Raw genomic sequence first — 20,672 nt, forward strand, 5'->3', positions numbered from 1 at the left:
GTAGCTGTGCGGGGAGGTAGACGGTGTCGACCGTCGCACTCAAGGACGTCACCAAGGTGTGGCCCGACGGAACGGTCGCGGTCGACCGGGTGAATCTCGACGTCGACGACGGCGAGTTCATGGTCCTGCTCGGCCCCTCCGGCTGCGGCAAGTCCACCGTGCTGCGCATGATCGCCGGCCTGGAGGACCCGTCCTCCGGCGCCATCCTGCTCAACGGCGAACCGGTGATGGACCTCGCGCCCCGCGAGCGCAGCATCGCCATGGTCTTCCAGGACTTCGCGCTCTACCCGCACATGAGCGTCGGCGAGAACATCGGCTTCCCGCTGAGGCTGTCGGGCGTCGAGGAGGGCTCCCGCGGCGAACGCGTCGGCGACGTCGCCAGCGCCCTGGGCATCGGCGACGTGCTCGGCCGCAAGCCCAGCCAGCTGTCCGGCGGCCAGCGCCAGCGCGTCGCCATGGGCCGGGCCATCGTCCGTCGCCCCGGCCTGTTCCTCATGGACGAGCCGCTGTCCAACCTCGACAGCGGCCTGCGCGCCGAGCTGCGCGCCGAGATCACCGGGCTCACCCGCGAGCTGGGCGTCACCACCATCTACGTCACGCACGACCAGGCCGAGGCCCTCACCATGGCCGACCGGGTCGCCATCATGCGCAAGGGCGTCCTGCAGGACGTCGGCACCCCCACCGAGGTGTACGGCCGCCCCGCCACGCTGTACGTGGCCGCGTTCCTCGGCGCGCCCCGGATGAACCTGCTCGAGGCCAGCGTCTACGTGCACCTCGACCGCTACGTCGCCCTCAACCTCGGCGAGCAGGCCCTCTACCTGCCGTGGAACGACATCCGCGCCCGCGCCGTCGCGCACTACCACGGCGAGCGCATCGTCGTCGGCATGCGGGCCGAGGCGCTGACCCCGGTCGCCCCCGACACCCCCGGCGACGTCCTGCAGGGCCGCATCCGCTACCTCGAGCACCACGGCCACGAGTCGCTGGCGTTCCTCGACATCGGCGCCACCGCCATCCTCGTCGACGAGCTCGGCCAGGCCGTGCCCGAGCAGACCGGCGGCGGCAGCGCCCTGCGCCGCTTCGGCGGGGCGCTCCAGCGCCTCACCGGCCGGGCGCCCGAGCGCGAGCCGGCCAACGGCCGCGCCCGCACCGAGACCCGCGACCCGGAGCAGACCAGCGTCCTCAGCGACCCGGGCCGACACCACCGGCGGCCCGCCGAGCTGGCCGTGCGGCTGGCGCCGTACCCGGCCGTGTCGCCAGGGCACCCGCTGGCGATCTCCGTGCGCATGGACGCGCTGCACTTCTTCGACGAGCGCGGCGACCGCATCGACGTCGGTTGGCGCTGAGTTTCCCGCACGCGTTCCCCCGGGGCCGCCGACCCGCGTAGGCTTGCCCGCGGACGACGACCCGACGGGAGCGGCATGGCGGAGCCGGTAACCGTGGTCGACCGTGCCTTCGTCAGCACGGAGATCACGCTCGTGCGGCACGAGATCTCAGCCCGCGCGTCGGCCGCCGGCCTGCACGGCGACCGCCTCGACGGCTTCGTCCTCGCCGTCAACGAGGTCATCACCAACGTGGTGCTGCACGCGGGCGGCCAGGGCTGGATCCGGCTGGACGTCGACGCCGCCGCCGTGGTGTGCGTGGTGGCCGACGCGGGCGCCGGCATCCCCGACTCGCACCTCGGCATGCCGGACCTGCCCGACGCGTTCGAGGTCGGCGGGCGGGGCATCTGGCTGGCGCACCAGCTGTGCGACGCCGTCACCATCGACACCGGCCCGGCCGGCACCACCGTGGCCATGCGCGCCGACCTGCCGCCGCGTGATTCACGCAGGAATCACGGCGACACGCGGCGCGCTGGGCACGACACGCCGCGTTCTCCGAACGCCGGTCCGCGCGAGCCCGGCACCGGCACCCGCGAATCGCCCGGAAAACGTCCGGCCCTCTCGTAGCGACTTCGGCACGCCGGGAGGCTACTGTGGCCCGGTGCTCGGTCTACCTCCCCACGTGACCGCCTGCCTGTTCGACCTCGACGGTGTGCTGACGCAGACCGCCCTGGTGCACAACGCGGCATGGAAAGAAACGTTCGACGCCTTCCTGCGTGTCTGGTCGCAGGAGCGCGGCGTGCCGTTCGTGCCGTTCGACAGCGGTGCCGACTACCACCGCTTCGTCGACGGCCGGCAGCGCGCCGACGGCGTCCGCACCTTCCTGGCCTCCCGCGGCATCACGCTGCCCGAGGGCAGCCCCGGCGACCCGGGCACCGCCGAGACGGTCAACGGCATCGGCAACCGCAAGAACGTCCTGGTCCTGGAGCGCATCGCCGCCGGTGCGGTGCAGGTCTACCCGGGTTCGGTGGCCTACCTGGAGGCTGCGCGGGCGGCCGGGCTGCGCCGCGCCGTGGTGTCGGCCAGTGCCAACTGCCGGGATGTTCTGCGCGCGGCGCGCATCGAGGACATGCTGGAGGTGCGGGTCGACGGCGTCGTCGCCCGCGAGCTCGGGCTGCCCGGCAAGCCGATGCCGGACACGTTCCTCGAGGGCGCCCGCCGGCTCGGCGTCGATCCGGCCGCGTGTGTCGTCTTCGAGGACGCGTTGGCAGGAGTCGCGGCGGGCCGGGCGGGGAACTTCGGGTACGTCGTCGGCGTCGACCGGGTGGGTCAGGCCGACGAGCTGAAGGCGCACGGGGCCGACATCGTCGTCAAGGACCTCGCGGAGCTGCTGGATACCCCCACCGGCTGACACGGGGCCGGTTCCAGCCCCGCCGGTCCCGCACCGGCGTATCACAACAACACCACACCCCTTCCTCACAGATGAGCGGTGCCGGCCTCGACCGACCCCGCCGCCGAGGGCCTCGCCGTGGGCAGAACGGCGGCCGCTCCCGGTGTTCCGCACATCCTGATACCGAGAGGCACCACCGTGATCCGTGAACGGGCCTATCCCGTCGATCCGTGGCACATCCGCGAGACCCGGCTGGATCTCGACGTGCTGGCCCAGTCGGAGTCCGTCTTCGCGCTCTCCAACGGCCACATCGGCCTGCGGGGCAACCTCGACGAGGGCGAACCGCACGGCCTTCCGGGTACCTACCTGAACTCGTTCTACGAGCTGCGCCCGCTGCCGTACGCCGAGGCCGGCTACGGCTTCCCCGAGTCGGGCCAGACCGTCGTGAACGTCACCAACGCCAAGCCGATCCGGCTGCTCGTCGACGACGAGCCGTTCGACGTGCGGTACGGCGACCTGCGCAGCCACGAGCGGGTGCTCGACCTGCGCGCCGGCACGCTGGAGCGGACCGTCGAGTGGGTGTCCCCGGCCGGCCAGGCCGTCCGGGTGAAGTCGACCCGGCTCGTGTCGTTCACCCAGCGCGCCGTCGTGGCGATCTGCTACGAGGTGGAGCCGCTGGAGGGCCCGGCCCGGCTCATCGTGCAGTCGGAGCTGGTGGCCAACGAGTCGCTGCCGCCCACCAGCAAGGACCCGCGCGTCGCCGCCGTGCTCGACCACCCGCTGCAGGCGGAGGAGCTGCTGGACCAGGCCGCCGGCGGCCTGCTGGTGCACCGCACCAAGGCCAGCAACCTGCGCATGGCCGCGGCGATGGAGCACCTCGTCGAGACGCCGGGCAAGCACGCCGTCACCACCGAGGGCCACCCGGACTGGCTGCGCACCACCGTCGCGGCGCAGCTGCAGCCGGGCCAGAAGCTGCGGGTCATCAAGCTGGCCGCGTACGGCTGGTCCAGCAAGCGGTCGCTGCCCGCCCTGCGCGACCAGGTCGGCGCCGCGCTGGCCAGCGCCCGCCTCACCGGCTGGGACGGCCTCGTCGACGCCCAGCGCGAGTTCCTGGACGCGTTCTGGGACCACTCCGACGTGCGCGTCGAGGGCGACCCCGAGGTGCAGCAGGCCGTCCGCTTCGGCCTGTTCCACGTGCTGCAAGCCGGCGCCCGCGCCGAGAAGAGGCCGATCGGCTCCAAGGGCCTCACCGGCCCCGGCTACGACGGCCACACCTTCTGGGACGCCGAGACGTTCGTGCTGCCGGTGCTGACGTACACGCAGCCCAGCGCGGCCGCCGACGTGTTGCGCTGGCGGCACGCCACCCTGCCGCTGGCGCGGGAGCGCGCGCAGACGCTCGGCCTCAAGGGCGCGGCGTTCCCGTGGCGCACCATCCGCGGCCACGAGTGCTCCGCGTACTGGCCGGCCGGCACCGCGGGCTTCCACATCGGCGCGGACATCGCCGATGCGGTGCGCCGCTACGTGAAGGTCACCGGCGACGTCCAGTTCGAGCGCGAGGTCGGCCTGGAGCTGCTGGTGGAGACGGCCCGGCTGTGGCGCTCGCTGGGCCACCACGACCGGCACGGCCGCTTCCACATCGACGGCGTCACCGGCCCGGACGAGTACACCGCGGTCGTCGACGACAACATCTACACCAACCTGATGGCGCAGACGAACCTGTACGCGGCCGCCGACGCGGCGCAGCGCCACCCGGACCTGGCCCGCAAGCTCGGCGTGGACGAGGAGGAGACCGCGTCCTGGCGGGACGCGGCCGCCGCCGTGCACATCCCGTACGACCGGGAGCTGCAGGTGCACCAGCAGTCGGAGGGCTTCACCCGGCTGCAGGAGTGGGACTTCGAGAACACGCCGCCGGAGGCGTACCCGCTGCTGCTGAACTACCCGTACTTCGACCTGTACCGCAAGCAGGTGGTCAAGCAGGCCGACCTGGTGATGGCGATGTACGTGCGCGGCGACGCGTTCACGCCGGAGGAGAAGGCCCGCAACTTCGCCTACTACGACGCCCGCACGGTGCGGGACTCGTCGCTGTCGGCGTGCATCCAGGCCGTCATGGCCGCCGAGGTGGGCCACCTGGAGCTGGCCCACGACTACCTCGGCGAGGCCGCCCTGATGGACCTGCACGACCTGCACCGCAACGCCCGCGACGGCGTGCACATGGCGTCGCTGGCCGGGTCGTGGATCGCGCTGGTGGCGGGCCTGGGCGGCATGCGCGACTTCGACGGCGTGCTGACGTTCGCGCCGCGCCTGCCCAGCAAGATCAACCGGCTGGACTTCGCGCTGCTGTGGCGCGGCCTGCGGGTGCGCGTGGACGTGTCGGCCGAGGAGGTCACGTACACGCTGCGCAACGGCGGCGGCTCGGCCCGGCTGGACATCATCCACCACGGCGAGCCGGTGACGATCACGCAGGTCAAGCCCGTCACGCTGAAGATCCCGCCGGCGCCGCCGAAGGGCCCGGCGCCGCAGCAGCCGGACGGCCGCGCCCCGGTGCGCCGGGCGGTCTGACGGCGCACGACGCACGACGAACGCGGGGGCGGGCCGGTGGCCCGCCCCCGCGTGTCGGATCGATGACGGTCGCATCGTCGTGACGGGGTGCGGATGGGCACGCTGGGCCCGTCATGGACCGGGGCGAGTGGGCGGCCGTGCTGGGGCCGGGCGTGGTGCCCGGCCTGGTCATGCTGGGCGTCGCGTCGGTCGGCGCCACCCGGCCGGTGCTGAGCTGGGACGAGGTGTCGACCGCCGAGGTCGCCGCCCGGTCGCCCGGGGAGATCTGGGCGCTGCTGCACAACGTGGACGCCGTCCTGGCGCCGTATTACCTGCTCATGCACGCCTGGACGGGCGTCGCCGGGGCGTCGGCGGCGGACCTGCGGGCGCCGTCGGTGGTGGCGATGGCGGCGGCGGTGGGGCTGGCGGGCGAGCTGGGGCGGCGGCTGTTCTCGCCGCTCGCCGGGCTCACCGGCGGGCTGCTGCTGTGCCTGCTGCCGAACACGTCCCGGTACGCCGCCGAGGCGCGCCCGTACGCGTTCGCCGTCCTGTTCGCCGTGCTCGGCCTGGTGCTGCTGCACGCCGCGCTGCGCCGGCCCGGCCCGCTGCGCTGGGGCGGGTACGCGCTGGCGGTGCTGGCGCTCGGCCTCAGCCACGTGGTGGCCCTGACGACGCTGGCGGCGCACGCGGTGGCCGCGGGCGCCGTCGCCCGGCGCGAGCGGTCGTGGCGGCCGGTGCTGACGTGGGCGGCGGCGGCCGGGCTCGCCGTCCTGGCGGCCGCGCCGCTGATCGTGCTGGGCCTCGGCCAGCGGGACACCCAGCTGCACTGGCTCGATCCGCTGACCGCGCACCGGCTGCGGGCCGGCCCGCGCGACGTCGCCGGGTCGGCGGAGGCGGCGTGGCTGCTGATCGGGCTGGCGCTGGCCGCGGTCTGGCGCCGCCGCGAGCCGCTGGTGGTGCTGACCGTGCTGGGGCTGGCGCCGGTCGCCGTGGTGGCCGCGGTGTCGCTGCTGGTGGAGCCGTACTGGGTGCCGCGCTACCTGCTGGTGGTGCTGGTGCCGCTGGCGCTGCTGGCCGGGGTGACGGTGGCCGGGGCGGCGGGCGCCGCCGGCCGCGCCGAGGGCGCCGCGCGGGTGCTGCTGGTGCTGGTGGTCGCCGCGGTGGCCGCGTACCCCGGGCAGCGGGCCGTGCGCACCCGGACGGCGAAGGCGGGCGCCGACTACGCGACGCTGGCGGCGGTCGTCGAGCGGGGCGCCCGGCCGGGCGACGTGCTGCTCTACCAGGGCGGGCAGCGGGCGCTGCGGGCCGGCGTCGAGTACTACCTGCGGGGGGCGCGGCAGCGGCCGCCCGACGTGCTGGTGCGGCGGTCGGCGGCCCGGGCGGCGGCGCTGAACGCCGAGGAGGACCCGGACGTGGCGGGTCGGCTGGCGGCAGCGCCGCGGGTGTGGCTGGTGGTGGCGAGCGCCGACGGCGACCCGGTGGACCACAAGCCGAGCGCGCGGGCGGTGCTGCGGCAGCGGTACGCGCCCGCCGGGGTGTGGCGGGTGCACGGGGCCACGGTGGCGCTCTACCAGCGCCGGCCGTGACCCCGGTCGCCCGTGGTCAGAGCATCGACACGTGGACGTGGTCGGTGTGGGCGCTCGGCCCGGAGTACGACTTCCAGCCGGTGGCGGGGAACCAGATCTGCCGGTACCAGATGACGTAGAGGATGCCCAGCTCGTCGGCGTTGCGGACGAGGAACGCCATCAGGTCGTTGCCGTAGCGGCGCATGTCGGAGTTGTGCGCGTTGGCGAAGCCCTGGTTCTGCAGCGACCAGTCGCAGGCGCGGCCCTTCGGGTGCTCGAACGGGCCGCCGTTGCGGTGGCAGCCGACGAACCGGTTGAAGCCGGCCTTCTTCGTCTCCTTGAGCATGTGCAGCGTGCGCGGCGTGATGCAGCCGCTGGTGGTGGGGTCGGGCCGGCTGCACGACTCGGCGCTGAAGCCGCCGTCGGAGTTGCGCGGGGCGGACGCGGCCTTGCGGGAGGTGGCGTCGACGAAGCCGCTGGTGAGCCGGTTGCCGCCGACCAGGGCCAGGGCGCTCTCCGCCTCCTTCTTGTTCTTCGCCATGGTCTGCGCCTCTTTCTCGGCCTGCTTGACGGCCTGGTCGAGGGCGACCTTGTTGCGCTCGGCGTTGTCGGCGGCGGCGACGTACTCGGCCATCTTGTGGCCGTTCAGCTCGCCGAGCTCACCGAGCGACATGGCGCGCTGGATGAAGTTGTCGGAGTCGTGGCTCTTGAGCATGAACGCGGTGCCGGTCAGCGGCCCGTTGCGGTACGACTGCTTGGCCACGGCGGCCACCTGGGGGAGCAGCGCGTCGCGTGCGGCCTCGGCCTTCTGCAGTTCGAGCGTGAGCTGGAGCTGGCGCTTCTTGGCCTTGGCGAGGTTGTTGCGCGCCTCGACGTAGCGGCGGCCGGTGGACTCCAGGACGTCGCTGAGGAGCTTGTCGCCGCCCTCGTCGGGGCCCTCCTCGTCGCCGGGGGCGGTCAGCACCGGCGCCTGCGGGGGCGCGGCGGTGGCGGGGCCCACGGGCGCGAGGACGAGCGCGCCCGTGACGACGAGCGGCGCCAATGCCAGTGCTGTCCACCGGCGGAAACGTGCCGTCATTCATGTTCCTTCCTGTGGCCGCCGACCGGGTTAGCTGACGGGTTCGGGACGGAAGCGATCCCTACCGCAACGTGCGGATTCACCCCAGGAACGGTGGTTCCCCGACTCGCCCCGAGGGGCGATTAGGCGGCGGCCTGGCGGCACCGGTGGGTGCCTGTTCGGGCCATGGCCGCGCGCTAGCTTACCCGATGACGCATGCCGAATCAGCGGGCGAAACCGTTACCGCGCAACGACTGTCGGTGAACTCCGTCGCAGGCGGGCCGTAACCCCGCATCCACGTGAATCGTTACGTTCGTCACTATGACAACGTGTAGTCAATTGATTGCGCTCAGCAGCGAACCTGGCAATTCCCGGATTACCCGCTAGTCTTCGACACGGCCTCCGCATCCCCCGCGGCGGCCGCCGCCTAATCGCCTCCGGGCGAGCCGGGGAACCACCGTCCCATGGGGTGAATCCGCGTCCGCGCGGTAGGGATCGCTTCCGTCCCGAACCCGTCAGCTAACTCGGTCGGCGGCCGACGGAAGGAAGAAACGTGAGGTCGACCGACCATGTCCGCCGACGGCTGACCGCCGTCCTGGCCCTGGCCATGGCGGCCACGGGCGCGACCGTGTTGGCGCCCGCCCCGGCCGTGGCCGCGCCCGTCCCGCAGGCCCCGGTGCTGCGCGCGCCGGGCGACGAGCGCGACGACGAGGGTGGCACCGACAACCTGCGCAAGCAGCTCGACGCCGCCTCGCGCGGCTTCCTGGAAGCCCAGGAGGCCCTGGCCGCCTCGAAGAAGAAGCAGGCCGAGCTCGCCGCCCACCTGAAGACCGTCGAGGCCGAGCTGGCCACCCGGTCCGCCTCCGTCGGCGAGATCGCCGACCAGGCGTACCGCGTGGGCCGCGTCGGCCCGCTGCAGGTCATCCTCAACGCCGGCTCGCCGTCCGGCTTCCTCGACAAGGCGTCGACCCTGCAGGCCGTCGCCGTCCGCGAGGACCGCACGATCCGCGCCCTGCAGCAGACCCGCACCGCCGAGCAGCAGGCCAAGACCGCCATCGAGCTGGAGATCCGCAACCAGCAGAAGCAGGTCGACACGATGGCCGCCCGCAAGAAGCAGGCCGAGAACGCCCTCAAGGCCGCCCAGGTCGGCGGCGACGCCGCCGACGCCCCGAGCGGCGGCAGCAGCGGCGGCTCCTCGCGGGCCGCCTCGTTCAGCGGCTCCAGCGGCTCCTGCTCGGCGAACGACCCGACCACGTCGGGCTGCATCACGCCGCGCACGCTGCACGCGCTCAAGCAGGCCCAGAACGCCGGCTTCAAGCGCTTCGTCTCCTGCTTCCGCTCCGGCGGCGGCGGCGAGCACCCGAAGGGCCGGGCCTGCGACTTCGCGGCCCAGAAGAACGGCTTCGGCGGGGTCGCCAGCGGCGGCGACAAGACGTACGGCACCAACCTGGCGAACTACTACATCAACAACGCGAGCCGCCTGGGCGTGCTGTACGTCATCTGGTTCAAGCGCATCTGGCTGCCGAGCAGTGGCTGGCGGGCGTACTCGCGGGGCAACGGCGACCCGTCGAGTGACCACACCAACCACGTGCACCTGTCGATGCGCTGACGCGCGGGTGTCATGGGCGGGGAGCGACTACTTCCCGCCCATGAAGCGCTCGTACTCCTTGAGCACGTCCTCGGTGGGGCCGTCGGCGCGGATGACGCCCGACTCCAGCCAGATGCTGCGCTCGCAGGTGTCGCGGATCGACTGGTTGGTGTGGCTGACCAGGAACACCGTGCCGGCCTCGGCGCGCAGGTCGCGGACCCGCTGCTCGCTGCGGCGGCGGAACTTCGCGTCGCCGGTGGCGAGGGCCTCGTCGATCAGCAGCACGTCGTGCTTCTTCGCCGCGGCGATGGAGAAGCGCAGGCGGGCCGCCATGCCGGACGAGTAGGTGCGCATCGGCAGCGAGCTGAAGTCGCCACGCTCGTTGATGCCCGAGAACTCGATGATGTCCGCCGACCGCTCCTTGACCTGCGCGGGCGTCATGCCCATCGCGAGGCAGCCGAGCACCACGTTGCGCTCGCCGGACAGGTCGTTCATCAGGGCGGCGTTCACGCCGAGCAGCGACGGCTGGCCCTGCGTGTAGAGCCCGCCGCGCTCGGTCGGCAGCAGGCCGGCGATGGCCCGCAGCAGGGTCGACTTCCCGGAGCCGTTGCTGCCGATCAGGCCGATCGCCTCGCCCCGGTACGCCACGAAGCTGACGCCCTTGATGGCGTGCACCTCGCGGATCGAGGCGAGCTTGCTGCCGGTGACGATGCGCTTGAGGCTCGACACGGGGCTGGTCGGCGCCGTGGCGCCGTGCACCCGGTAGACGACGTGGACGTCGTCGACGATGACGGTGGGGATGCGCTCGTCAGCCACGGCCGTACTCCTTCTCACCGCGCCAGAAGTAGAGGAAACCGGTCACGCCGATGACCACGGACCAGGCGGCCGCGAGCAGCCAGAGGTGCCCGGCCGGGCTGGCCAGCTCGACGCCTTCCATCATGGAGTGGCGCATGAGCTCGATGAAGACGACGGCCGGGTTCGACTCCAGCAGCACGGTGAGCCACTTCTGGTCCAGGCGCTCGAACATCTGCACGGTGTAGAGCACCGCGGAGCCGTACATCCAGACCCGCAGCGCGAACGGCATGATCTGCTTCAGGTCGATCATCTTCGAGCCGAGCCGGGCGGCGAACAGCGCCAGGCCGGCGTTGAACAGGCTCTGCAGGATCAGGATCGGCACGATGAGCAGCCACTGGAACGTCAGCGGCTCGCCGGTGGCCAGCACGATGATGCCGAGCACGGCCATCGCCGGGATCATGTTCTGCAGCTCGACCAGCGTCACCGAGACCGGCAGGCTGGCCCGGGGGAACTGCAGGGCGCGGATCAGGCCCAGGTTGCCGGTGATCGACGAGATGCCGGCCTGCACGGTCGACTGGGTGAAGCCGAAGACGAAGACCCCGATGCACAGGTACGCCGGGAAGTTCTTCACGTCGTCGCGGGTGTTGAGGATGTAGCCGAAGATCAGGAAGTAGACCGCCGCGTTGGTGAGCGGGGTGAACACCTGCCACAGCCGGCCGAGCCGGGTCTTGCTGAGCGACGACGACACCTTCGCGTCCGCGTACGTGGCGATGAAGTGCCGGTAGGCCCACAGCTCGCGCACGTACGCCGGCACGCTGGGCCGGGCGCCCGCCGCGTGCAGGCCGTGCCGCCGGGCCAGTTCCCGCAGGGGGACCCCGGCGGAGGACTCGGCCACTGCCGTCTCGGGCATGGGTGGCGCTCCGATCTCGTGCGGGCGGACGGTGGTGCGCGACAAGGGTAAGGCCCTGTCACCGATGAAACGGCGTCGTATCGACGATGGGGCCGAACCTAGCCGAGAGTACGGCGGGACGCAACCGTAACGTCGTCGCGTTATAGTGCGTCCGTGGCCACCACTACGCGACGCACCCCGGCCGGCGCGGCCGTGCTCCGCCGGGAGATCACCGCCGCCATCCGCGACGCGGTGATGCACGAGCTCGCCGCGGTCGGCTACGGCCGCCTCTCCATCGAGGCCGTGGCCCGGCGGGCCGGCGTCGGCAAGACGGCCATCTACCGGCGGTGGAGCAACAAGCTGGAGATGGTCCTCGAGATCGTCACCAAGGTCGCCGGCCGCAAGATGCCCATGCCCGACACCGGCACGCTGCGCGGCGACGTCGAGATCCTGCTGCGCATCCTGGCCACCGCCCTGCAGCACCGGCTCGCGTCGCAGATCATCCCCGACCTGCTCGCCGAGGCCGCCCGCAACCCGCAGATCGCCGAGACCCTGCACGCCACCCTCCGCGGCTACTCCGCCGAGCTGGGCACCAGCCTCGTCGGCCGGGCCGTCGAGCGCGGCGAGCTGCCCCCCGGCACCGACCCGGACACCGGCGTCGACGTCGTGCTCGGCCCGCTGTACTGGCGGCTCGCCGTCGCCCGCGGGCCGGTCGACGACGCGTACCTGGAGCACATGGCCGACGCCGTCGTCGCCGGGCTGCACGCCTCGGCGGCATCCGCGGTCGTGCCCGCCGTCGTGCCGGGTGCCGCCTGAGGCCGTCCTCGGGTTTGCGCTCAGCGCCCCGGCGGCAATGATGATGGGGCGGCGTCCGTGCCGTGCCGGAGGTGGGGGCAGTGGCTGACCCGATGGAGGCCGTGCGCCGGCTGCTGGGACTCCGGCACCGCGGCGTGCTGGAGCACCTGCCCGCCGCGCTCATGGAGGCGGCGCCCTTCATCGACGCCACCGGGGTGTCGGTCCTGCTGGTCGACTACGAGCAGCTCGCGTTCTGGCCGCTCAGCGACGGCACCGTCCGCGCCACCTCGGCGATGCCCGTCGACGGCACGCCCGCCGGCCAGGCCTTCTGCACCGCCCGGACGGTCACCGAGGACGAACCCGACGGTATCCGGCTGTGGCTGCCGCTGCTGCACGGCGCCGAGCGGCTGGGCGTGCTCGACGTCCGGCTCAAGGCCGACCCCGGCGACGACCTGCGCCGCGACCTCACCGTCGTCGCCGCGCTGGTCGCCGAGCTGATCGCCAGCCGGCGCGCCTACGGCGACTCCGTCGAGCAGACCCGGCGCCGCCTGCCCATGCAGCTCGCCGCCGAGATCGTCTGGAACCAGCTGCCGCCGCTGACGTTCGCCACCGGCGAGGTCGTCGTCGCGGCCGTCCTCGAACCCTGCTACGACGTCGGCGGCGACGCCTTCGACTACGCCGCCAACGGCAACGTGCTGCACGTGGCGCTGTTCGACACCGTCGGGCACGGCATCGGCGCCAGCGCCCTGACCACCCTGACGCTGAACACCTACCGCAACGCCCGGCGCTGCGGCATGAACCTGATCGACACCTACCGCAGCATCGACAAGTGGATCCGGGCCCGGCACCCCGGCTCGTTCGTCACCGCCGTCATGGCCGAACTGGACACCACGACCGGCCACTACCGCCGGATCTCCGCCGGGCACCCGGCCGAGCTGATCATCCGCGACGGCGCCGTGCTCACCCCGGTGCCCACGCCGAGCGCCCTGCCGCTGGGCCTCGGGCACATGCGCCGCCGCGGCCCCGGCGTCACCGAGCAGCGGCTGGAGCCCGGGGACGCGCTGCTGCTCTACACCGACGGCATCACCGAGGCGCGGTCCGCCGACGGGGTGCTGTTCGGGCTCGACCGGCTCAGCGAGTTCGTCGTCGACCAGTTCGCCAACCGGGCGACGCCCGCCGAGGTCATGCGCCGGCTCATCCAGACCATCGTGTCCTACGAGAACGGCGAGCTGCGCGACGACGCCACCGCCTCGCTGCTGGTGTGGGGGCCGACCCGCTGACCGGTCAGGCCGCGGCGACCCGCGACCGCGGCGCGCGCGCCTCGATCGCCGCGGCGATGTCCCCGGCCGCCATCGGCCGGGCGAAGTGGAAGCCCTGGGCCTGCTCGTAGCCCAGCGCCCGCAGGTGCTCGGCCTGCTCCGGCGTCTCCACGCCCTCCGCGACGGCCTCCACGCCCAGCACCCGGGCGAGCTGCACGACGGCGGTCGCGATGACGTCCGGCCCGGGCACCGGGGCGAACGAGCGGTCGAGCTTGATCTGGTCGACCGGGCACTCGGCCAGCAGCGTCAGCGTGGACTGGCCGGTGCCGAAGTCGTCCAGCGAGATGCGCACGCCCAGGTCGCGCAGCTTGCCGAGGGTCTCGGCCGTGGAGCCGCCGCCGACCGCCGTGCTCTCGGTGATCTCCACCGTCAGGCGGTGCGCCGGCAGGCCGCTGTCGCGCAGCGCGGCGGCCACCTCGGCGGCGAACCGGCTGTCCTGCAGCTGGCGCGCCGACACGTTCACGCTGACCGTGGCCGGGGCGGCGGCGCCGTACTCGGCGTGCCAGGCGGCCGTCTGGCGGCACGCCTCGCGCAGCACCCAGCGACCCACCGGCACGATCAGGCCGGTCGCCTCGGCGTGCGGGACGAAGTCGCCGGGCGCGATCAGCCCGCGCTCCGGGTGCTGCCAGCGGATCAGCGCCTCGACGCCGCTCAGCGTGCCCTCCGGCAGGGTCACCACCGGCTGGTAGTGCAGGCGCAGCTGCCCCTCGGCGAGCGCGGTGCGCAGCTCGGCCGCGACCCGGTTGCGCTCGGCGCCGCGCGCCTCCATGCCGGGGCGGTAGCGCTGCGAGCCGCCCTCGCCGCGCCCCTTCGCCTCGTACATGGCGATGTCGGCCTGCCGCAGCAGGTCGACGGCGTCGTCGCCGGCCACGCCGTCCACGATGCCGAAGCTGGCGCGGACCGTGATGACGTGGCCGTCGGCCAGCACCGGCTCGGCGAGCGCGTTGCGGATGCGGTCCACGACCTCGTCCACGGCGCCCGCGGACACGCCTTCCAGCAGCAGCGCGAACTCGTCGCCGCCGAGGCGGGCCACCACGTCGCCCTCGCGGACGTTGTCCTGCATCCGGTGGGCGACCGCCACCAGCAGGGCGTCGCCGACGGTGTGCCCGAGCGTGTCGTTGACGGTCTTGAAGTCGTCGAGGTCGACGAGCACGACGCTGAGCCGGTGCCCGGGGCGCGGGTTGCCGACGCTCAGCCCGATGCGCTCGCCGAACAGGGCCCGGTTGGCCAGGCCGGTCAGCACGTCGTGGCTGGCCTCGTAGCTCAGCCGCTCCTGGATGTCGCGCGACTCGGTGATGTCGCGGCCGTTGTTGACCACGCCGCACACGGCCGGGTCGTCGAGCAGGTTGGCGCTGGTCATCTCGAACCACCGCCACGAGCCGTCGGCGTGCCGCAGCCGCAGGTGCACGGTGGTGGTGGCGCCCGGCGTGCCGCAGATCTCGGCCATCTTGCCCGCGACCACCGGCTGGTCGTCCGGGTGCACCAGGTCGCCGTTGGACGAGCCGATCATCTCGGCGGGGTCGTAGCCGAGCACGGCCCGCACGCCGGGGCTGATGTAGGTGAGCACGTTGTCGGCCGACACGATCGACACCACGTCGGTGGAGTTCTGCACCAGCGAGCGGAACCGCTGCTCGTGCCGGCGCAGCTCCAGCAGGCCCGCGTCCAGGCGGGTGAGCAGGCGGTCGTTCTCGCGGAACGCGCTGAGCTGGCGCACCACGACCAGCCCGGTGAGGGCGACGGCGCCGAACGCCACCACGACGCGGTCGGTCGGGTCGCCCTGCCCCACGGTCAGCAGCAGCAGCCCGTCGGTGGCGGCCACGGCGAGGTACGGCAGCGGGCTGAACCGGCGCCGCGGGCGCTCCGCCTTCGCGGTCACCGCGCGCCCGGCCGCCTGGTAGCGCGCCCCGAGGCCGATGAGCAGGACCGACACGGGTACGACGATGAGCCCGGTGTCGACGTGCACGATGCCCTCGGCGACCAGCAACGGCGTGAACGCCGAGCCCAGCCCGCCGAACGCGAGCGCGCCCGCCAGCAGCCCCAGCGCCCGCCGGTCGAGCGAGTTGGCGCCGGTCAGCGCGACCTTCACCACGATGAAGACGCCCGTGAGCCCGGAGACCATCAGCGCGACGCTCGCCGCCATGGTCGCCGAGCCGCCGCCCGGCCCGCCCGCGACACCGACGATGTTGCGCATCACGAAGAACCACAGGAACACGGCGCTGGCCAGCATGACGGTGCCCAGGTCGAGCCACAGCGCGTAGCGCGACGCCCGGCTGCGGGTGCCCAGCGGCAGCCGCAGCAGCGGGTAGACGAGCAGGATGACGCCGACGCCGTGGGCGAGCGCGCTGATCATGCTCATCCGGGCCGTCATGGACAGGTCGGGGTTCACCGAGTCGGCGAAGCGCGACACCATCGACAGCGAGAACACGGCCAGCGCGGTGCCGGCGCGCCGCCAGAACAGCCGGGCGGCGTCCGGCACGCCCGGGTCACGCCCGGTCTGCCAGCACAGCACCGACGCGGCGAGGCAGCTCACCGGCGCCAGCAGCCAGCCGATCATGGTCGGGCCCAGCGGCCCGGCGAACACCTGCACCAGCCACCACAGGCCGGCGAACCCCGACACGGCGCCGCTCACCCACACGGCCGCCCCGCTCCAGACCGGCGCGCGGCCGGGCCGGGAGGTGGGGGCTGTCATGGCGGGCGGGGCCTTCCTGTCTGCGGATGGTGAACAGCCCACCGTTCGGTGGGCCGTTCGCCCGCCTGAGGATTCCAGGGGCTCCGGCCCGAATCCATACCCCGGCCGCCGAAAATGATCGGCTGGGGCCCGAGGCTGTCCGTACGCCCGATTCGTGCCCCCGGCGGCGGTCCGCTACAGCGGTGCGGCATTCACCAGGCCGACCGCGGGGGGCCGGCGGCCGCCCCGGGGGGATCCGTACTGGTCGGCACGGTTGCCGGCCCGCGCGTGCGCCGGGTCCGCCTGCCGGTCCGGCCGCCGCATCAGGCCGCGCACCGGCGCCCCCGTGAACGAGGCGCCGCCGGCGTCGCCCGTGCGGGTCGGTTCGCACTGATCGCGGAACACCCCGTTCAGGTTGAAACGGGCGTTCGTGGTCATCGCGTCCGCGATCCGGCGGGCACCCGCCCAGGCGCGCCGGGCGAGCGCCGCGTCCGGCTCACCCGGGACGGCGCGTGCGGGCCGCCGCGGCGGCGTTCGCCCGGGCCATGGCGGCCGGGTCGGCGGGGACGAAGGTGGCGAACGCGGCGCGCGTGCGCCGCACCGCGGCGGCGCGGCGCCGGCGGCGGGCGACGGTGGCGAGTTCGGTGATGGTCATGTCCGGAACGCTACGGACCGCTCGCGACCTGCGGATCCGCGTCGGGACGGATTTGCGCCCCCGCCCGCCTACACCTTTCGGTAGAGGCTCACTCGCCCGTGGCTCCGTCGATGAGCTCGCGGGCGACGTCGAGCTGGCCGACGTGGCGGGCGTACTCCTGGAGCAGGTGGAACAGGATGCGGACCAGGGGCGGCGGCGGCTCGTCGGCGCGGAAGCGGCCGCCCGTGCCCGCCAGGTCGGTGAGCGCGGCGGCCGCCATGATCTCGCGGGTCTCCGCCACCCGCCGCCGGTACTCGGCCACGACGTCGGCCGCGGGCACCCCGGCCGGGACGGTCCACTCGTCGTCGCCGTCGGGGCGGCTGTCGACGTCCTCGGCGCGGAAGCCCCAGCGGATCCAGCGGTGCTCGACCCAGCCCAGGTGGCGCAGCACGCCGAGCGGCGCCCAGCCCATCGGCTCCAGCGGGGTGCGCAGCTGGGCCTCGGTGAGGCCGTCGAGCTTGCGCAGGGCGGCCGCGCGGAAGAAGTCGAGGTAGCCGAGGAGCAGCTCGCGCGGGTCGGCGCAGGTGGGGCCGGCGCCGGCGTCGAGGAGGGCGGCGGGGGATTCCGGTGGTGTCCGCATGACGCCGGAGCTTAACGCCGCGTAGTGGCGCGGGTATGTGTGCGTACCAATCTGTTAAAGCCTCTAACAATCTCTTGACCAGGCAAATCGCGCCGGGCCATAGTCACGTCGCCTGAGAAGGTCCCCACCACCTTCGAGAAAGTGAACGCCCGTGCCGTCACGTACCCGGGCAGGCTTCTGCCTGCTCTCCCTCGCCGCCGCCCTCGCGATGGTCCCGCCCGCGACGGCGGCCGCCGCGCCGCCGGACCCGGCGCCCGCGCCGTCCGGCGACGCGCGCACCGTCACCCTCGTCACCGGGGACCGGTTCGCCGTCGCGAACGGCGGACGCAGCGTCGTCAAGCTGCCGTCGCCCGGCCGCGAGCACGTCCACTACCTGACCCAGCGCATCGGCGGGCGGCTGGAGGTCGTGCCCGCCGACGCCCAGCCGCTGCTCGCCGCGGGCAGGCTGGACCCGCGCCTGTTCGACGTCACCACACTGCTCGAGTTCGGCTACGACGACAGCCGCGCCGAGCTGCCGCTGATCGTCGAGTACGCGGGCGGCGCGGCCGGCGCGAAGAAGGTGCGGGCCGGTGCCGCGGCGGCCGACGCCGACGTCGTGAAGGACCTGGGCGCCGTCGGCGGGCTCGCCGTCGAGCAGGAGCGGGACCGCGCCGCCGACCTGTGGGACGCGCTCACCACGCCCGCCGGGGCCGGGACGCGCGGCCTGCGCGGCGAGGTCGCCAAGGTGTGGCTCGACGGCCTCCGCGAGCTGCAGCTCGACGAGAGCGTGCCGCTGATCGGGGCGCCCGAGGCGTGGCGGGCCGGGTACACCGGCGAGGGCGTGTCCGTCGGCGTCATCGACGGCGGCGTCGACGACAGCCACCCCGACCTGGCGGGCCGGGTGGTCGCCCGCGACTTCACCGGCACCGGCCTGACCGACGTCACCGGGCACGGCACGCACGTCGCGTCCACGATCGCCGGCAAGGGCGGCCGCAGCGGCGTCGCGCCCGGCGCGTCCATCTACAGCGGCAAGGCGTGCCCGGACCGCCGGTGCGCCGAGTCCGCGATGCTCGACGCGATGCGCTGGATGGCCGCCGACCTGCGGCTCCGGGTGGTCAACATCAGCATCGGCTCGCCGGACTCACCCGGCGTCGACCAGCTGGAGGAGGCCGTCGACACGCTGAGCCGCGCGCACGGCACGCTGTTCGTCGTCTCCGCCGGCAACAGCGGCGCCAACGTGCCGGTGGGCTCGCCGGCCAGCGCGGACGCCGCGCTCGCCGTCGCCGCCACCGGCAAGGACGACACCCTCGCCGACTACTCCAGCGTGGGGCCTAGGGCCGACGCGGGCACGCTCAAGCCGGAGATCGCCGCGCCCGGCACCGACATCACCGCGGCCGCCGCCGCGAGCGTCGGCAGCGCCACCGGCTACACGACGATGAGCGGCACGTCGATGGCGGCGCCGCACGTCGCCGGCGCGGCCGCGCTGCTCGCCCAGCGGCACCCACAGTGGACGGCCACGCAGCTCAAGGCCGCGCTGATGGCGTCCACCCGGCCGCTGGCCGAGGAGCTGTCGCCGTACGAGCAGGGCGCCGGCCGGCTCGACGCCGCCCGCGCCGTCACCCAGTCCGTCACCACCGAACCGGCGAGCGTGCAGGTCGACGACCTCAGCGCCGGCGGCGCGGCCGTCACCCGCACCGTCACCTACCGCAACGCCGGCCCGGCCGACGTGACGCTGAAGCTGGGCCTGACCGGGCGCACCACGCTCGGCAAGGCGGCGCCCGCCGGCATGTTCGCCCTCGGCGCCGACACCGTCACGGTGCCCGCCGGCGGCGAGTCCACGGTGGACGTCGTCGTCGACGCCCGCACCGCGGCGCGGCCCGGCGCGTTCGGCGGCGTGCTCACCGCCACCGGCGACGGCGTGTCCGTGCGCACCCCGGTCGGCCTCGACCGGCAGCCCACCGTGAAGCTCACCCTGAACCACCTCGACCGCACCGGCCGGGCCACCTCCATCGCCCGCACCGTGGTAGCCGGGCTCGACAGCCGGTACGTCATGCGCACCGACAACGTCGGGCCGCAGGGCAGCCTGGAGCTGCGGCTGCCCGCCGGGCGCTACCTGGTGTCGTCCACCGTCATGACGCTCACCGGCACCGGCCGGACCGTCACCATGCTGACCGACCCCGAGCTGGACCTCACCGCCGACACCGTCGTGGGGATGGACGCGCGGCTCGGCAAGCCGGTCGCGCTCGCCGTCGACCGGCCGGGCGCCGTGCAGACCGGCGGCTACCTCAACGTCGCCGCCACCGTCGGCGACGGGCAGCTGCTCGGCTACGGCATCGGCGGCCCGTTCCGCGACGTGTTCAGCGCCCGGGTCGGCGGCGGCGGCAGCGCCGCGCACGTCGAGTCGCGGGTCAGCGCGAACTTCGCCGAGGCCGGCACCGACGGCTCCGGCACGAACAGCCCGTGGACGGTCGCGGTCGCCCTGGACGAGCCCGGCACGATCCTCGACGGCTACGAGCGCACCGTCACGTCGGCGGAGATGGCCACCGTGCGCCAGGACCTCGCCGCCGCCGTGGACGGCTCCACCGCCACGCTGTTCAACATCCCGGTCTGGCCCGGGTACGGCCCGGACGACTTCGCCGCCGCCACCGAGCACGCGCTGCCGGGCACCCGCACCGACCACTTCGTCAGCGAGGGCGGCGTCACCTGGGAGACGCAGTTCTGGCACAACGTCAAGGGGATGCTCGACTTCCTGCCGGAGGTGCCGTCGTACGCCAACAGCGTCACCGCCAAGCCGAAGACGTACCGGGCGGGGCGGACCTACCGCGAGTCGTGGAACCGGGGCGCGTTCGGCCCGTCGTTCCCCGGCTACGGGCTGTTCGCCGACGGGTACGTCCGCGACGGCGACCGGATCACCGGCGTGCCCAACCTGTACAGCGACGACCAGGGCCGGTACGCCAGCGCGATCACGGTCGGCTCGTTCGTCCGGCTCGACCGCGACGGGCAGACCGTGCACACCCAGACGTACCCGGGCCTGGACGTCGACGTGCCGCCGGGCGAGGCGACGTACCGGCTGCTCGTCAACACCGGCCGGCGCCCGCTCGTGGGGCTCGGCACGCAGAACATGGTGGCCTGGACGTTCCGCTCGGGCAGCGCCGCGGCGGCGCGCCCGCTGCCGCTGTCGCTCGTGCGGTTCCTGCCGAACGTCGACGAGCGGAACACCGTGATCGGCACCGACCGCTACGTGCTGGTGTTCACCACCCAGAAGCAGGCCGGGTCGGCCGCCGGGGCGATCACGGCGCTGACCCTGGAGCTGTCCCACGACGGCGGCCGCACCTGGGTCAAGCCGGTGATGGTCCGGGTCGGCGGCACCGGCGTCGCGCTGGTCGAGCGGCCGGAGGGCACCGGCACGGTGACGATCCGCAGCACGGCGACGGACGCCGCCGGCAACACGGTCGAGCAGACCATCGCGAACGCCTACCGCTACTGATCATTTGGC

15 protein-coding genes and 2 riboswitches are annotated in these 20,672 nt (G+C 73.7%); of the genes, 9 read left to right on the top strand and 6 right to left on the bottom strand.

Annotation, left to right across the window (positions count from 1 at the left end):
* The first annotated feature begins 23 nt into the window (after window positions 1-23).
* The 5 genes from Sya03_RS15880 to Sya03_RS15900 all read left to right on the top strand — a co-directional run bounded on the left by Sya03_RS15880 (window position 24) and on the right by Sya03_RS15900 (window position 6,833).
* The gene (locus tag Sya03_RS15880; RefSeq protein ID WP_203939077.1) at window positions 24-1,343 is read left to right on the top strand and encodes an ABC transporter ATP-binding protein; all 1,320 of its coding nucleotides are present in this window, start codon (window positions 24-26) and stop codon (window positions 1,341-1,343) included.
* 75 nt (window positions 1,344-1,418) lie between these two features.
* Window positions 1,419-1,946: an ATP-binding protein gene (locus tag Sya03_RS15885; RefSeq protein WP_203939078.1), complete on the top strand. Its 528-nt coding sequence runs from the start codon at window positions 1,419-1,421 to the stop codon at window positions 1,944-1,946.
* A 34-nt stretch (window positions 1,947-1,980) separates the two neighbouring features.
* Entirely contained in the window at window positions 1,981-2,730 is a 750-nt protein-coding gene (locus tag Sya03_RS15890) for an HAD family hydrolase (protein WP_203939079.1), read from the top strand.
* Window positions 2,731-2,907: 177 nt separating this feature from the next.
* On the top strand, window positions 2,908-5,268 hold the full coding sequence (locus Sya03_RS15895; RefSeq protein WP_203939080.1) for a glycoside hydrolase family 65 protein: 2,361 nt from the start codon (window positions 2,908-2,910) through the stop codon (window positions 5,266-5,268).
* Between the two features lie 113 nt (window positions 5,269-5,381).
* Window positions 5,382-6,833, top strand: coding sequence for a glycosyltransferase family 39 protein (locus Sya03_RS15900; protein ID WP_203939081.1), 1,452 nt, complete (start codon window positions 5,382-5,384; stop codon window positions 6,831-6,833).
* 16 nt (window positions 6,834-6,849) lie between these two features.
* Here Sya03_RS15900 and Sya03_RS15905 read toward each other — a convergent pair whose 3' ends face one another.
* Window positions 6,850-7,890, bottom strand: a complete 1,041-nt coding sequence (locus tag Sya03_RS15905; protein WP_203939082.1) for a coiled-coil domain-containing protein — start codon at window positions 7,888-7,890, stop codon at window positions 6,850-6,852.
* A gap of 3 nt (window positions 7,891-7,893) precedes the next feature.
* Window positions 7,894-8,029, bottom strand: a riboswitch (cyclic di-AMP (ydaO/yuaA leader).
* A gap of 254 nt (window positions 8,030-8,283) precedes the next feature.
* Window positions 8,284-8,419: riboswitch (cyclic di-AMP (ydaO/yuaA leader) on the top strand.
* 57 nt (window positions 8,420-8,476) lie between these two features.
* On the opposite strand from Sya03_RS15905, the gene Sya03_RS15910 reads away from it, so the two are divergent.
* Window positions 8,477-9,478 (top strand): coiled-coil domain-containing protein, encoded by a 1,002-nt coding sequence (locus Sya03_RS15910; RefSeq protein WP_203939247.1) that lies wholly within the window; start codon window positions 8,477-8,479, stop codon window positions 9,476-9,478.
* 27 nt (window positions 9,479-9,505) lie between these two features.
* On the opposite strand, the gene Sya03_RS15915 is transcribed toward Sya03_RS15910, so the two are convergent.
* Window positions 9,506-10,273 (bottom strand): ABC transporter ATP-binding protein, encoded by a 768-nt coding sequence (locus Sya03_RS15915; protein ID WP_203939083.1) that lies wholly within the window; start codon window positions 10,271-10,273, stop codon window positions 9,506-9,508.
* Entirely contained in the window at window positions 10,266-11,162 is an 897-nt protein-coding gene (locus Sya03_RS15920) for an ABC transporter permease (protein ID WP_203939084.1), read from the bottom strand. The genes Sya03_RS15915 and Sya03_RS15920 overlap by 8 nt, the downstream gene beginning before the upstream one ends.
* A gap of 153 nt (window positions 11,163-11,315) precedes the next feature.
* Here Sya03_RS15920 and Sya03_RS15925 point away from each other — a divergent pair, with 153 nt between their 5' ends.
* A complete protein-coding gene (locus Sya03_RS15925; RefSeq protein WP_203939085.1) occupies window positions 11,316-11,957 on the top strand; it encodes a TetR/AcrR family transcriptional regulator in 642 nt (213 codons plus the stop codon).
* A gap of 80 nt (window positions 11,958-12,037) precedes the next feature.
* On the top strand, window positions 12,038-13,216 hold the full coding sequence (locus Sya03_RS15930) for a PP2C family protein-serine/threonine phosphatase (protein ID WP_203939086.1): 1,179 nt from the start codon (window positions 12,038-12,040) through the stop codon (window positions 13,214-13,216).
* 4 nt (window positions 13,217-13,220) lie between these two features.
* Here the strand turns inward: Sya03_RS15930 and Sya03_RS15935 are convergent, their stop codons facing one another.
* From Sya03_RS15935 to Sya03_RS15945, 3 genes are all read right to left on the bottom strand, one after another.
* Window positions 13,221-15,944: a putative bifunctional diguanylate cyclase/phosphodiesterase gene (locus Sya03_RS15935; RefSeq protein ID WP_203939087.1), complete on the bottom strand. Its 2,724-nt coding sequence runs from the start codon at window positions 15,942-15,944 to the stop codon at window positions 13,221-13,223.
* Between the two features lie 475 nt (window positions 15,945-16,419).
* Window positions 16,420-16,578 carry a hypothetical protein gene (locus tag Sya03_RS15940; RefSeq protein ID WP_203939088.1) on the bottom strand — a complete coding sequence of 53 codons (159 nt, stop codon included), beginning with the start codon at window positions 16,576-16,578 and terminating at the stop codon, window positions 16,420-16,422.
* 88 nt (window positions 16,579-16,666) lie between these two features.
* Window positions 16,667-17,197 (bottom strand): DinB family protein, encoded by a 531-nt coding sequence (locus Sya03_RS15945; RefSeq protein WP_203939089.1) that lies wholly within the window; start codon window positions 17,195-17,197, stop codon window positions 16,667-16,669.
* 151 nt (window positions 17,198-17,348) lie between these two features.
* Here Sya03_RS15945 and Sya03_RS31570 point away from each other — a divergent pair, with 151 nt between their 5' ends.
* Entirely contained in the window at window positions 17,349-20,663 is a 3,315-nt protein-coding gene (locus Sya03_RS31570; protein ID WP_203939090.1) for a S8 family peptidase, read from the top strand.
* Window positions 20,664-20,672 lie beyond the last annotated feature (9 nt).

The sequence above is a fragment of the Spirilliplanes yamanashiensis genome, assembly GCF_016863475.1.
Taxonomy (GTDB): Bacteria; Actinomycetota; Actinomycetes; order Mycobacteriales; family Micromonosporaceae; genus Spirilliplanes; species Spirilliplanes yamanashiensis.

Excerpts from the sequence above, each read along its gene's own strand:
- Sya03_RS15885 (WP_203939078.1), top strand. The coding sequence starts at position 1,419 with ATGGCGGAGCCGGTAACCGTGGTCGACCGTGCCTTCGTCAGCACGGAG.
- Sya03_RS15900 (WP_203939081.1), top strand. The coding sequence starts at position 5,382 with ATGGACCGGGGCGAGTGGGCGGCCGTGCTGGGGCCGGGCGTGGTGCCC.
- Sya03_RS15905 (WP_203939082.1), bottom strand. The coding sequence starts at position 7,890 with ATGACGGCACGTTTCCGCCGGTGGACAGCACTGGCATTGGCGCCGCTC.
- Sya03_RS15910 (WP_203939247.1), top strand. The coding sequence starts at position 8,477 with ATGGCGGCCACGGGCGCGACCGTGTTGGCGCCCGCCCCGGCCGTGGCC.
- Sya03_RS15920 (WP_203939084.1), bottom strand. The coding sequence starts at position 11,162 with ATGCCCGAGACGGCAGTGGCCGAGTCCTCCGCCGGGGTCCCCCTGCGG.
- Sya03_RS15935 (WP_203939087.1), bottom strand. The coding sequence starts at position 15,944 with ATGACAGCCCCCACCTCCCGGCCCGGCCGCGCGCCGGTCTGGAGCGGG.
- Sya03_RS15940 (WP_203939088.1), bottom strand. The coding sequence starts at position 16,578 with ATGACCATCACCGAACTCGCCACCGTCGCCCGCCGCCGGCGCCGCGCC.
- Sya03_RS15945 (WP_203939089.1), bottom strand. The coding sequence starts at position 17,197 with ATGCGGACACCACCGGAATCCCCCGCCGCCCTCCTCGACGCCGGCGCC.